The sequence below is a fragment of the Pseudomonas sp. GGS8 genome (assembly GCF_024168645.1).
Lineage (GTDB): Bacteria > Pseudomonadota > Gammaproteobacteria > Pseudomonadales > Pseudomonadaceae > Aquipseudomonas.
The window spans coordinates 5,906,947-5,920,587 of sequence record NZ_JALJWF010000001.1; the positions used below are offsets into that span (position 1 = coordinate 5,906,947).

Genomic DNA, 13,641 nt, shown 5'->3' on the forward strand with positions numbered 1-13,641 from the left:
GCGCTCATATAGGGAAGCGTGTGTGACGCACAAAGAAAAGTCAGGTTTCGATGTGGCTTTTTTCGACTACGTTTCAACTACCGAGAGGCCATGGATTTCGCCATCCGACTCGAGGAAAAGTCCAACCGTTGGAAGGATGTATCTCGCCCGTTTGTTGCGTTGGTCACACGCGTCTCTGATTGGTTCATAACGTCACTGTGGTTGGTTTTTATTGGCATATATGAAGTCATCGCAGCATATCCTTACGTACACCAAGCCAAACATAAGTCCATGAGCAAGACGTCCAGCGAGGCGACTGCGAGCGCGGACCATCCATCACCGTTAAGGCTCTGGATAACCCCCAACTGTCTTGTGAACACCATTTTTAGCCTTGTAACTAGCATAGTTAGCAAGGCGTGATAGTCGGAAACTCGCGATCAAGGAGATAAGGCTTTCAATCACCTTTATCACATTGCCATTCTTATGCGTTCAAGCTGATCCAACCATGGATACCCATGTAGAGACCAACACCAATGATCAGCGCGCTGAAGATTGAAAAGGGATCGTAGCTTTGTAATCTCCCACTGCCTGCTTTCCTGTCGATTACGGAATCATCCCAGGCATGCCCAATTTGACACGATCGCCATGTTGGAAGAAATTGATGATTCGCCTCTGCTCTTCGACCTGAAATCCTATGGCTGTATCTGCAGCTCATATTTTCGACACGATTGATCGGATGTTCCCCAACCCGCCACTGGCCCAGTCGATTACTGGGTGCCTGGTTTCCTAATAGGAGTGACAAATTGCTGACTCGGCCCGACAAAGACGCGCTACGTGCGATGCTGGAATCCCAAGTTCAAGAGAAGCTGCGGCACGACCCTGTATTGGTCAACCAATCCCGGACACAACGTTAAGTTTTTCTTCGGCGCGAGCCCACCGTTGAATTGATGGGGCCGAATCAGTTGTATCGATGCATCAAGAAATGGCTGATATCCCGCTGGGCTTCTTGAGCAGTTCCGTAGCCCACAGTCGGTATCCATTCAGTTCTCAAGCTGCGGAACACGCGCTCCATCGGCGCGTTGACGCTCCTATGTCAACAAGATCGAGTCGAGTCGGCTAAATCCGCCAGGATCAAAGGGTATAGCTCCCTGACGATATGGCGCTTCAAACAGTGCTGGACTTCTTTGGAAAAAAACCTTTCGCACTACGCCGGGCGACATAGCTTTGGGTTTTGGGATCACCGCGCATACGTACCATCGCAATGGTCCATAGGGCCTTATTCGCAGAACAATTCCCACCTCGGTTTAAACGATGTCGCGCCGTTTTACCCGAGGATGCCGGTAAAGGACTTACCCCACAGAGGGCGACGAGAGCTGCTTCACTTTTTAAACGCTCCAGGTTATCGCCTGCTGTCGAAAGCAGCACGGCTGCTGTTTGAGGGCCAACGCTAAATTGTTCGCGTAAACGGCGAGCATGTTGGCGGGTCAGGTTTTCCAGAATGGCGTCGAGCTTTTCAACTTAGTTTGCCAATGCCCGCCAGTGCTTGGCCAATAGGCACAGAGAGGTCGTTAAGGTGCTCAGGAATGCAGTCGCGCCCAGCGAGCGAAGACGCGCCCCCCCCTTTTGGCGCAGTCGGCAGGTTTGGTTTTCCAGAGCCGCTCACGAATGTCTTGCGGGGCACTGACGAGCAAGGCTCTCAATTGATTGATCGCTTGGGTTTTCGCTCTGACTGCGCTGCGCCGAGCAACCGAAACCACCCGCAGCGCTTCGGCCACACCCGATTGGGTCTTGGCTATCGCTGTGGCGCTTCCCGAAAGAACGGATCGAGCTGCGCTCTCAGCTTCGGTGGGATCGGTTTTTCCCTGGAGCCGGCGTTTGGGGCGATCGGGGCGGTTAACCTCCAGCACCTCGATGCCATGATCACACAGGACACGAGCTAAACCCGCGCCATAGGTTCCGGTGCCTTCCACGCCAGCACGCTTCAACATACCGAAGGAGTTGGCCCAGGTAACGAGCTTGAGATATCCGCTGGTATCGGTCGTTACCGCCAAGCTGCCAAGCAAGTTTCCACTCGTACTGATCAAGACACCTACGTGGGTATCCAGATGTGTATCAACACCCAAGATGACTTCGTTTTCGCCCATGGGATTGTTCATGACTAATGCCTCCAAGGAGAACGCATTACCAACCCCATACGCAGGACAGGACACTCAAGATGCAGAACAAGGCTCCTATCAGGTCACAGACGCTAGGCCCTGCAATGCCAGGGAACGTCAGCGTCCAATCGACAGGTCAACGCAATGGCATTCGATTGGCCAATCCCAGCGCGGGTCAGATTGGGCTGACGCTCTTGAGCATAGTGAACTGAGTGTCCCAGCAATTTCCCCGGCGATTCATGCTCTGGCGCATGCGATAACGCCAGAGCCGCTGGCGAAATAAACGACTCGCATAATGCGACCCTTGATCCGAGTAAAACAGCAGACCCAGAGGTCTTCCACGTTGCTCATAGGCCATGTCCAGTGCGTTGATAACCAGCTCGGCGTCCGGCTTTTCCGACAATGCCCAACCCACTATCTACTCATACACCGTCACCCGATTGCGCCCGGTGTTCTTCGACGTATACAGAGCATGGTCCGCCCAGGCGATCAGGTCGGCGTGGTTAGTCGAGGGCTGGCTCAGGTCGGCAACGCCCAGGCTGATGGTGAAACGGATGCTCCGGCCGTCGTGCAGCACTTCCTGCCCTTCGACCGCCTTACGCAGCCGCTCGGCGAAAAACCGTGCGCCGGCCTTGTCGGTGTCCGAAAGCACCACGCCGAACTCTTCACCTCCATAACGCCCCGCTACATCGCTGTCGCGCACATGCTCGCGGACCAGCCTGGCGACTTGCTCGATGACCTTGTCGCCCGCCTGGTGACCATAGGTGTCGTTGACCCGCTTGAAGTGGTCGATATCGAGCATCACCAGGCTGGTAGCATTGCCATGGCGCTGGTGCCGGGCATAGGCGACTTTCAGGCTCTCTTCCCAATGGCCCCGGTTGTACAGGCCCGTCAGCCGATCGGTACTGGAGAGTTGCCGCAACTGCGCATTGGCGGCCTGGAGCTGATGCCGGTTGGTGGCGACGTCGGTCACGTCATAGATCACCAGGCAGATATGGCGAATTTTGCTGTCGGTGGAGCGCAACGGCAACATCGTGGTGTTCTGGTACATGAAGTCTTCCTGGCCGGTGATCGGCTGGTAGTTCTTGAACCGCACCAGATAAGGGCGTTGCTCCCAGATGGTGAACGCCGGCGTGCCCAGGGTTGCAACGCTGCCCACCTTGCGGCTGAACCATTCGCGGTCGACTTCGGGAAACAGACTGAAGAAAGACTGGTTGTTAGCATCCTTGGGCTGCACCCCGGAGCGGTTCTCCATGAAGGTGTTCCACACCTGCACGCAGTAGTCGCGGTCGAGCACCACCACCCCGACGTCAATGCTCTGGACGATCGCCAGTAACCAGTGAAACTCGTTCAGATCGATAGGAACGTTCATAGCTCAATTCATCAGGTAGGCGAGTTTATGGGTCAACCGCTCGATCGAGTCTTCCGTAAACAGCAACAACAAGTCGAAACGAATATCGTGCCCTTCCAGGCTGTAGCTGATTTCCACCGCCAGGGTCTTTTTCCAGTGCTGCCGGTTGACCCGGATCATCTCGTCGATGGCCGCGTGCTGGCCAAGGATCTGAGGATGGCCTTGGGAAAACATCACGTCGATCTGTTCGGCAATGCTGCTCAGACAGGCTCCAATCAGGACACTGGAGAGGTCCAGCAGCATTTCCAGGTCCGAATACTCGGTGCTCTGGCGTTGCATCAATTGCGCCATGTCGGCGATTTCCGAGTCGTGGAATATCAGTAGGGCTTCGCCGGCGATGCCGCTGCCGATAAACCCCTGGCAGATGGCGGTGAGCTGCTTGGAACGGCTGGCGTCGGTCAACGCCATGTGCAATTCGCCGACTTCGAGGATGTTCACGTTCGGTATCGGCAACTGCACGAATACCCCCAACACCTTGGCGATCAGGGCTGCAGCGCGGCCGATGGCAACGTTGACCGTTTCGCGGAACGCATCGTGAAAACTGATGGCCGTGTTCGCTGCCGGACGACTCCCCAGCGACGCCTGGCCGGGTTCCGTCAGTAGCCCCAGCTGACTGAGTGTCTGGCGCAGCTCGTGTTCGTCGAAGGGCTTTTTCAGGAACGCCAGCGCGCCCAGCTCACGCACCCGGCGCACCGCCTCTTCCTGGACGTCACCGGAGATCACGATAACTTGTGCCTTCAGCCCTTCGGCGCGCAGGGCGCTCAACACCTGGTAACCGTCCATTTCCGGCATGGTCAGATCGAGCAGCACCACCTGCCCCAAGCCCCGGCGTATAGCGTCCATTCCCTGGCGACCATCGTTGGCTTCGGTGATCGAAACCAACCAGTCCGCCGGCAGCGCCCGTAACACCTGCTTACGGGCCATGCTGGAGTCGTCGCACACAAGTAGGGGAATCACGGACACAGATCGGCTCTCATCGTGTTGCGCATAAGGGAAAATACAAGCGGCATAATGCCATAAGTTTTACAAAAGGCACTTAATCAGACTGTGTGAAAACACGCTGAAGGTACTTCAAGCAAACGCCCCGACTTATTCGGGCGTTTTGCTTTGTGCGGGCGGCAGAGAAGAAAAGGCTTTTCAACCCATCAACTTCCCCGCGAGATTCCGCCATGGATGTTTCCAATAACGATTGTTTGCGGCAACACTTTTGTACTCAAACCCTCGCGAGACTGCCTGATCGATAAAACAAGTCTTCTTATCTTCATTCTTTCACCTCAAAAAGATGAGTTAGCCGATTGGGTAGACTCCGACCCATACGAAATTGTGAGCGGCCATAAGGTGATCGCCGAATAGGCCATTACGTTTTTCAACGTTTGTAATGGCGCCGCTAAAGTGCACCAAGATGAAGACCTCTTATACGAAAACGACAGATCAAGCATCTATGACGCTAAACCGTTTCGGCATGAAGCTGTCATTAAGTGACTAATAAGCCAGGCAAATCATTAAGCTCTCCGATTAAATCGAGTGAAAGATATATTCAGTCTGTGCGCGAAGATCCAGTTCAACACCTGCCCCATGCAGACGAGTGTGAAGGTCAGCATCATCGACACGTACTTTCCAAGACACATTTGCCGGTACATCGCCCCCCGCGCGAACGAGACTGATGGCCTGCTGCAATTGCGTACGGTCGGCTAAGTAAACGGCCAGCGCGTTGCCTTTCCAAGCGGCAACACTCATCCCCATCGCCGCGCACACTAAAACTTTAGCCTTGGCGTCGTCACGGTCAGCCTGCCGGGAGCGTTGAATCTGATCCTCCAAGACAGGATCAACTACACGGTCAGAACATAACACCTCTCCCGCCTCCCAGACTTCCGGTGGACAGACCTTTTCTGCGGGGCGCACGGTTAGAAATGGATTGATTTCCATCGGATAGATTCGACAGACCAGCGGTCGATCTTCATAGATCTTGCAGTGGTTATTCTCCCCTAAACTTGGACACTGTGTCAGTGCGTTACCCGCAAAAATGGCTATTACCTGAATACGTGCATCTCCACTGACGACGTCTACCGCGCGTTGCGCGCTGTGGGCGTAGTGCTTTGGCAGCGGGAAGACTGACGTGTCGAAAGCTTCGAGTATGACTGCGATGTTACCGCCGCGATTTAACCATTCCTCGGCCTCTTGAAGAGTCAGAGGGATAAGACGTTCTTTACAGCAAGTTCCGCATCCGTTGCAGGCAAACCTCGTGACATTGTTTTTTATGAGCGTCACTGATTGGCTTATAGGCGTCATGATCAGTCCTGTTCCGCCCCCCAAACTTCAAGTAGAGGCGATGGCTAAAGAAACCAATGATATACATTATATACCTGGCTTCAATTAGGCACCAAATCCCTACTAGGTATACTCAAACACACCTGCACCTGGCCGGTCGCCCCCCCTTTCCGGATCGGCACGTCATTTACGGCGTGGCCCTGAGCGTAGTAGTAAACCTTAGCAACTGACTCAACTGACCATTGACCAATACGGGCGTACCAGTGGGTGCTTTCGTGTGGAAACGTCGGTATTACCCGTGGCGACGCTGTATCACCCGGCCAACGGACATCTACGACTCGCGCGTAGATGCCCGGGACCCACTGTAATTCAATCCGATTCTGACGGATGTTGAGTGGCCGTAACATGGTCAGTCATTGAAACAGTCAAGCCACACTCAACAACAGATTGCGACCTCGATCTCGCAAAATCCGAGGCTAGACCTCTGATTTTTTCAGACTAAACCTTTGTGGTATCGCACTCTCCACTCCGCAACAAGGCTCAAACTAATTCGGCTAAAGATGTCGGATTGAAGCCCTTCAGATCTGCGTAATCGCCCTTTTCCACTTTGGCGACCCAATCCTTGTCACTCAGCAGAACACGCCCTACTGCGATCAGATCAAACTCTTCGCGCTCCATGCGCTCGACGAGCCGATCCAAACTCGCAGGGGTTGATCCCTTGCCGGCGAAGGCATTAGTAACATCATTTTCTAGCCCAACCGAACCAACACTGATGGTCGCGGCCCCGGTTACTTTCTTCGCCCAGCCCGCGCAGTTCAGGCCGTTCTCACCGTCAATCTCGGGGAACTCAGGTTCCCAGAAGCGGCGTTGTGAGCAGTGCAGGACGTCGACACCGGCCTCGACCAGTGGCAGCAGCCAGTCTTCCATCACAGCTGGCGTTTCAGCGACGCGTACTCCGTAATCCTGTTGCTTCCACTGGCTGACACGCATGATGATCGGGAATTCAGGGCCAACAGCATGACGAACAGCAGATACGATCTCGCTGGCAAAGCGCGAGCGTTCCTTGATTGTCGGGCCGCCGTAGCGGTCGGTGCGCAGATTGGTACCAGACCAGAAAAACTGATCGATCAGATAACCATGGGCTCCGTGGATCTCAACGGTATCGAAGCCCAGTCGTTTGGCATCCGCTGCGGCCTTGGCGAACGCTGCTACCGTGTCGGCAATGTCCTCTTCACTCATCGCCACACCACGCAGGTCACCTGGCGAATCAAGGCCCGACGGGCTTTCCACTGGCGCATCAGGCTCCCAGTCGTTGATGTAACGCGTGGCACCGGTGTGCCAGATCTGCGGTGCCATGCGCCCGCCAGCGTTGTGGACCGCATCGATCACGTTTTTCCACCCAGCCAGCGCCGCTTCGCCGTGAAAAAAAGGAATGCCGGAATCATTGCGTGATGCTGGGCGATCAATCACGGTGCCTTCCGACAAAATCAGCCCGACACGTCCCTCTGCCCGCCGCCGGTAGTAGGCGGTGCTCGCTTCACCCGGGATGCCTTCGGGTGAGAACAGACGCGTCATTGGCGCCATGACAATCCGGTTTTTCAGTTCAAGCGACCGGATGGAAAAAGGACGAAATAAAATGCTGGTTTCAGGGTTTGACATCGGATGGACTCCATTTGCTTTTGGAAGCCATATAAGTATATTTTGTAAACCAAATGTCAATTAGGCACCTAAAGTCGCCTAGGTATATGTGAGGAAACTTCGATGCTGGAATTAAAGCCGCAATGTTTTTCGTCGGAGTGCCCAAGCCGGGCGCTGTTCGACCAAATCGCAGACAAGTGGTCGATGATGGTTCTGGCGGTACTTGATGACGGGCCGCACCGTTTTAACGCCATCAGGCGTCGCCTGGAGGGCGTCACTCAGAAAGCACTGACACAGTGCCTGCGTCGACTGGAACGAAATGGACTCGTCTCGCGCCAGGTCATCTCGTTCTCGCCCGTGGCAGTCCAGTATGAGATCACCCAACTTGGTCGAACACTGCAGCAGCCATTCCGCGAATTGCATAAATGGACGCTCGACAAATTGCCTGAGGTTGAAACGGCCCGGTTGAAGTTTGACGAGGCCGCGCAAGTAAGCCTGACGAAGTGATTTTTTATTGACTCCCATTACTTCGTAGGTTTACTCGCGGTATCCCTAAACCTACCAACGCTACATTAAGTGCCTAATTGACTCTAGGTTTATCGCGTATACCTTGTAGTGGTCGACAACGATGGTCTCACTCGATGCCTTATTGCGACCCTTGATCAACGCTTCTCTGCGACTCTCGACGATTGGCCAAGCGCCTTCGATATCGACGCGGCAGCGCTGATCCCAGCGGCCTGACCTTTTTTGGAAAGCCCAATATGACGAGGACTAAAATGCGCAAAAATCTTCAGTTTTACATCGATGGTTCGTGGGTGGAGCCCGCTGGCAATATCGTAATAGATGTAATTAATCCGGCTGACGAAACGGTTGCCGGCCAGGTCGCGCTCGGTGGCGCCATTGACGTCGATAAAGCGGTCGCAGCGGCGAGAGCCGCCTTCCAGACCTTCTCGCAGATATCGGTTGATGAGCGTCTTGCACTATTCGATCGAATCATCGCAGCCTACCAGTTGCGCGCACATGACCTTGCGGTAGCAGTGTCCGACGAAATGGGCGCACCGCTATGGCTTGCCGAGCAATTGCAAGTCACGGCCGGCCTCGCCCACATTCAAATTGCTCGCGCCGCGTTAGCCAAATACAGTTTCGAACACGAGATGGGCACCACCGAAATCGTACGCGAGCCGATTGGCGTCTGTGCGTTAATCACGCCATGGAACTGGCCGCTCAACCAGCTGACCTGCAAGGTGGCCGCAGCGTTGGCGACAGGTTGCACGATGGTGGTGAAGCCTTCTGAAGTGTCGCCCTTCTCGGCGACGATCTTTACCGAGATCATGCATGATGCCGGTGTACCAGCCGGTGTTTTTAATCTGGTACATGGAGACGGCAAAGGTGTTGGCGACGCACTGACTGGTCATCCTGAAGTCGATCTCGTCTCGTTTACTGGATCTACCCCCGCAGGCATCCAGGTAGCGCGCAATGCTGCACTGACGGTGAAACGCGTGCATCAGGAACTTGGCGGAAAGTCGCCGAACATCCTGTTGCCGAGTGCCGATTTCCCTTCCGCCGTGGCGGCGGGCGTGGCTCAAATTATGCTCAACAGCGGTCAATCATGTAATGCGCCGTCACGAATGCTTGTACCCATTACACGAATGGATGAGGCCGCCGATCTTGCACGTACTGCGGCAGCAGAGTGGGTTGTCGGACACCCGGCGAACAATGCCAAAATGGGGCCGGTCGCCTCCGAGGCGCAGTGGAGCAAGATCCAGAACCTGATACAGATCGGCATCGATGAAGGTGCAACACTGATCACAGGGGGGCTCGGCCGACCTGAAGGGCTTGATGCCGGATTCTACGTCCGGCCGACCGTCTTCTCCGACGTGACGAATGACATGACTATCGCCCGCGAGGAAATCTTCGGGCCGGTGCTTGTCATCATCGGTTACATCGATGAAGCCGACGCAGTGGCGATCGCCAATGACACGGTATTCGGTCTTGCCGCTTATGTTCAGGGCGAACATACAGCCGCCGAGGCAGTGGCGCGCAAACTTCGGGCCGGACAAATCACGCTCAATTATGCCGACATGGATTTGGCGGCACCGTTCGGGGGATACAAGCAGTCGGGTAACGGTCGTGAATGGGGAGAAGTTGCGTTCGGCGATTTTCTCGAAACCAAAGCGATTGTTGGCTTTCGCCGGGCCATGTGACGAGCCTGCTGCCGGACAGGTTGCCATGAGCGTCTGAGTAACCGTCAAGCACTAGGCAACTAGTGCTAGGACATCCGGTGACGTTACATAAATCGGAATCTACGCTTAGATGACGGTAACGGTAACGGTATGATCACGTACCGTTACTTATCGCTTTTGAGCACGGAGCAGATTTATCAGATGCTCAGGCGCGCCTGCGGGAAAATCAAATCGCTGAAAAAAGGACGGGCTCGCAAAGACCACCTGCCGGCACTTTGAAGGCGCATCGTGGCTATCTTTAGGCTCAGCTTACACAGAGCGGACGTTTCTCAATGCGTTCATAGCCCGATTTAACACATGAATTTGAACGTCCCATTGATTTTAAACTCGCTGGACCAAAATCGACCTGTCAATGCGGGTATGCCCCGTCTGCGGCTCACTACTGCTGTGACTAGATAAAGCTTGGAAAGACCTACGCTCGCACTGGAGCAATTAAGACGCCTTACCGTTGAAAATACGTGCCTATTTCCAAGCTCTATCCGAGGCTACCGATAATGCGGTTCAACCGGCCTATGGCATCGGTTTCCCTGCTGGCATCTATTTGTGGATTCCTCTGCTGGGTTACATGTGCGCGGTGATCCTAATCCCCTTCGTTGGTAACCTCTCAGACAAGATCGGCCGCAGGCCCCCAGTCATTATTGGCGTTCTCTGCGCAGGACTGCTCTCGTACGCGTACCTGTACGCTATCAGCGTCCACAACCTGTGGCTTTCGCTGGTTCTCTCCGTACTCATGTGGGGCGTCGCCTATCAGGGTTTCAACGGCGTATTCCCGAGCCTCTTTCCCGAATTGTTCCGTACGCGGGTGCGTGTGACCGGTATGGCCATCGGGCAGAACATAGGGACCGCGATGACTGCATTTCTCCCGGCAATCTTCGTCACTGTTGCGCCCCCGGCTCCGAGAATATCCCTCTGAAAATCGGTTCTCTTACATTAGGTATCTGTGTTATCGCTGCGATCGCGGCGTTCACTACACGCGAAACATACCGGATTCGCCTTGAAGATCTCGGCAAGCGCAACGCAGTGCCTATTGCCAAAGAAGAATACGATCGTATGCGGGACGAAGCGATGCGGGGCACAGCTCAGACAGCCGTCCCGAACGACCTGGCTAGCCAACTGCGCTCGTAACGACTTTCGACGATCACACTGGTGCGACCATTAGGTTTTCGCGACCCACACAGGCCCGACGGGCAGAGCAGCATCCTGCGGTCGGCACTTGCCAATGCATAGCCATCGACGCTGTGCATGACCCAAGAAGCCGCCAGGACGCCTCTTCCCGTCAACATCAAATATCAGGCAACCATGGCCTCACATATCACAGGAACAACTCGGCTTTATGGATTGGTCGGCCATCCGCTGGCGGCTGCCAAGTCACCGCAATTATTCAACCGACTCTTTATAGAACAGCAGGCAGACGCGGTTTGTATTCCATTGGAGGTCAAGGCCGATGACCTGTCCGCGTTCGTGAAGGGTGCCAGAGCGCTGAACAATCTCGCCGGCATCCTGGTCACCATGCCTCACAAGCAAAGGATGCTGGATGTTGTCGACGAACTTCATCCGACTGCGCGTCAAGTCGGTGCGATCAACGTCATTCGTTGCGAGACAGACGGACGTTGGGTCGGCGCCGTATTCGATGGCCTCGGCTGTGTTCTTGGCATGCAATGGGAAGGCAACCATCCAGCGAACAAAAACGTTCTTTTGGTCGGTGCTGGAGGCGCAGGCAGAGCGATCGCATTTGCCGTCGCGGCGGCGGGTGCTCGATCGCTGACTATCTCCGATGTCGACGAACACCGAGCTGAGGATCTGGCGAAAGCCGTTGCTGCCGAAACAGGTTGCATCACGCATTCCGGCCCACCCGACCCACATGGCTATGAAATCGTGATCAATGCCACGCCGCTTGGCATGAGCAAAAATGATCCTATGCCTGTGGACCCCGAGCGGCTCGAGCCCGGTACCCTCGTTGTGGATATCATCAATTCGCCAGACTCGACACCGCTTTGCGATGCTGCGCGTAAACGAGGGTGTCGTACCCAGGACGGTGGCCCCATGCACAAAGGTCAGGCGTTGCTTGCACTGCGCTTCCTTGGGTTCGATTACCACCCCGATAACGTAACAGCAGTCGATGCCGAATTATTGTTGCCGCCAGCAAGAGATGCCGGCCATTTGACGTAAAAGCGCTTCAGCGAAAACGGGGAAAACGACCCGTTTTCATCGAAGCGAATAAAGGGAAAGACCATGAATGATTCCAAAGTCGCTGAAACCTATAGCGCGATCATTTTCAACCCGAACATTCCAAATGTCTGCTTGTACCGCGCCAGGAGTGAGTACGTATGAAAGTTGCGTTACTGGAGGTCAGCCATTGGCATGTCCCACTGTATCTGAATGCTCTTGAGGCCAATGGGGTTCAAGTGGTGGCCGTATCGGATTCGGAGCACGTGAAGGGCGAGGCCATTGCCGAGCGATTCAAATGCCCTTTGTATAGCTCATCCTATGAGTTGCTTGAGCGCGAGGAGGTCGATTTTGCTTTCGTGTTCGGCAGGCATTCGCAAATGCCGTCGCTGGCAGAGGCCGTGATCGCACGAAACATCCCCTTTGCCCTGGAGAAACCCTGCGGCATCAACATGGCGCAGGTCACACGACTGCGTGAGCTGGCCGAGCAAGCCAATCTCTACTGTGCTGTGCCGCTGATCTTCCGCATGAGTGAACTGCTTAGCGCTCTGCAAGATGCTGAGGGACGCTTGGCCGCGGACTTCAACTACATGTCTTTCCGCTTCATCGTAGGTCCGCCCGCTCGCTATGAAACTGCAGGCTCAGGCTGGGCCATCGATCCCGCTTTTTCAGGAGGCGGATCGACGATCAACGTGGCTACGCATTTCATAGATCTCTTCAGACTATTGACCGGTAAGGAGGTCTCGCGAGTCTCAGCCATCATGAATTCACTGACACATCGGGGTGCCGTCGAAGACTATTCGTTATTGACCCTGCAGACTGAAGATGGCGTGATCGGTGTTGTGGAAACGGGATACAGTTTCCCCAGTACCGCCGACGAGCAGCGCGAGTTCTCCTTCACCCTTTCATCTGATCACATGTATGCCAAATCCGGTCCCGACCGAATCGAAATAAGGGATCGACAGAACCTTGCGGCCGGCACTCGAAGCCGCAGAATACAACTGGACACAGACGTCTATTACCCACTGTTTGTCAAACAAGTGCTTGCTGAATGCCGTAATGGGGCCAAGCCAATTGCATCATTACGCGATGCCGAGGCAATCATGCAGGTCATGGACGCGGCCTACGCTTCAGCTCGGCAAGGAGGTACGCTTTTGACGCTTACGCCGACTCCTGAATGATTTGAGCCGCCGAGCAGCTCCGAGTGCCTACGGAGCTAACTTCACAGTTCTACTGTGATACGGGGTGGATGCGCACTCGTAACGTTGGTGCACCCCATATGAACTCTCTTCGTAAGGATGAGTTTGAAATACGCTTTCCAGGACTGCTTGACTCCATACTCAATCATTTCACTTCGCCGGGCTATAGCTTGCGATAGCCATTCTGTGAACTGCAAAGAGGCACCCATGACAGATGACAGATGGAAGCGGCTGGGTTCGCAGTTAAGCAAGGCGCGAAATGGCGATTGAAGAGACTGGCTATTTCTCAGCGAAAATTAGCTGCAGACAGAACGACGCCAGACGGCCTGGGGCTTCCTGAGTATACTTGAACCTACCAAGGTTACATTGAGTGCCTACTTGATAGTAGTTCATTTAGGCGTATCATTTTGTCGTTAAAAAATTACAGTATTATCCAACGTCTCGGTACGATTCTTTGGTGACAGACGAAAACAGATTTATCCAGTTCTCTGTCGGCTAGACCCACCGTAATTGGCGGGCAAACGTTAGGGACATCTTATTTTCTCCAGATTAATGGAATTAGGCCGTAAAAACTTGCTATC

The 13,641-nt window shown here is 54.5% G+C and carries 11 protein-coding genes and 2 pseudogenes; 5 read left to right on the forward strand and 8 right to left on the reverse strand.

The features are described from left to right. Nucleotides 1–809 precede the first annotated feature (809 nt). From J3D54_RS26155 to J3D54_RS26185, 8 genes and pseudogenes are all read right to left on the reverse strand, one after another. Nucleotides 810–1,060: pseudogene (locus tag J3D54_RS26155) on the reverse strand (integrase core domain-containing protein); the annotation flags it as partial. Nucleotides 1,061–1,143: 83 nt separating this feature from the next. Beyond that, nucleotides 1,144–1,404 carry a transposase gene (locus tag J3D54_RS30470; protein WP_367399635.1) on the reverse strand — a complete coding sequence of 87 codons (261 nt, stop codon included), beginning with the start codon at nucleotides 1,402–1,404 and terminating at the stop codon, nucleotides 1,144–1,146. A gap of 152 nt (nucleotides 1,405–1,556) precedes the next feature. After that, nucleotides 1,557–2,135: an IS110 family transposase gene (locus J3D54_RS26160; protein WP_253424651.1), complete on the reverse strand. Its 579-nt coding sequence runs from the start codon at nucleotides 2,133–2,135 to the stop codon at nucleotides 1,557–1,559. Nucleotides 2,136–2,349: 214 nt separating this feature from the next. Next, a pseudogene (locus J3D54_RS26165) lies at nucleotides 2,350–2,550 on the reverse strand (DDE-type integrase/transposase/recombinase); the annotation flags it as partial. 3 nt (nucleotides 2,551–2,553) lie between these two features. Further along, a complete protein-coding gene (locus tag J3D54_RS26170) occupies nucleotides 2,554–3,507 on the reverse strand; it encodes a diguanylate cyclase (protein ID WP_253424654.1) in 954 nt (317 codons plus the stop codon). 3 nt (nucleotides 3,508–3,510) lie between these two features. Beyond that, complete coding sequence (locus J3D54_RS26175; RefSeq protein WP_367399636.1) at nucleotides 3,511–4,509, reverse strand: response regulator; 999 nt, start codon at nucleotides 4,507–4,509, stop codon at nucleotides 3,511–3,513. Between the two features lie 552 nt (nucleotides 4,510–5,061). Then, on the reverse strand, nucleotides 5,062–5,835 hold the full coding sequence (locus tag J3D54_RS26180; protein ID WP_253424661.1) for a YkgJ family cysteine cluster protein: 774 nt from the start codon (nucleotides 5,833–5,835) through the stop codon (nucleotides 5,062–5,064). A gap of 519 nt (nucleotides 5,836–6,354) precedes the next feature. Beyond that, nucleotides 6,355–7,473 (reverse strand): NADH:flavin oxidoreductase, encoded by a 1,119-nt coding sequence (locus J3D54_RS26185; protein WP_253424663.1) that lies wholly within the window; start codon nucleotides 7,471–7,473, stop codon nucleotides 6,355–6,357. 102 nt (nucleotides 7,474–7,575) lie between these two features. On the opposite strand from J3D54_RS26185, the gene J3D54_RS26190 reads away from it, so the two are divergent. From J3D54_RS26190 to J3D54_RS26210, 5 genes are all read left to right on the forward strand, one after another. Continuing rightward, on the forward strand, nucleotides 7,576–7,959 hold the full coding sequence (locus J3D54_RS26190; protein WP_253424666.1) for a helix-turn-helix domain-containing protein: 384 nt from the start codon (nucleotides 7,576–7,578) through the stop codon (nucleotides 7,957–7,959). Between the two features lie 269 nt (nucleotides 7,960–8,228). Next, nucleotides 8,229–9,656: an aldehyde dehydrogenase family protein gene (locus J3D54_RS26195; RefSeq protein ID WP_253424669.1), complete on the forward strand. Its 1,428-nt coding sequence runs from the start codon at nucleotides 8,229–8,231 to the stop codon at nucleotides 9,654–9,656. 487 nt (nucleotides 9,657–10,143) lie between these two features. After that, nucleotides 10,144–10,608 (forward strand): MFS transporter, encoded by a 465-nt coding sequence (locus J3D54_RS26200; protein WP_253424672.1) that lies wholly within the window; start codon nucleotides 10,144–10,146, stop codon nucleotides 10,606–10,608. Between the two features lie 329 nt (nucleotides 10,609–10,937). Next, nucleotides 10,938–11,864, forward strand: a complete 927-nt coding sequence (locus tag J3D54_RS26205) for a shikimate dehydrogenase (RefSeq protein WP_253424675.1) — start codon at nucleotides 10,938–10,940, stop codon at nucleotides 11,862–11,864. Nucleotides 11,865–12,022: 158 nt separating this feature from the next. Continuing rightward, nucleotides 12,023–13,042: a Gfo/Idh/MocA family protein gene (locus tag J3D54_RS26210; protein ID WP_253424677.1), complete on the forward strand. Its 1,020-nt coding sequence runs from the start codon at nucleotides 12,023–12,025 to the stop codon at nucleotides 13,040–13,042. Nucleotides 13,043–13,641: the final 599 nt, after the last annotated feature.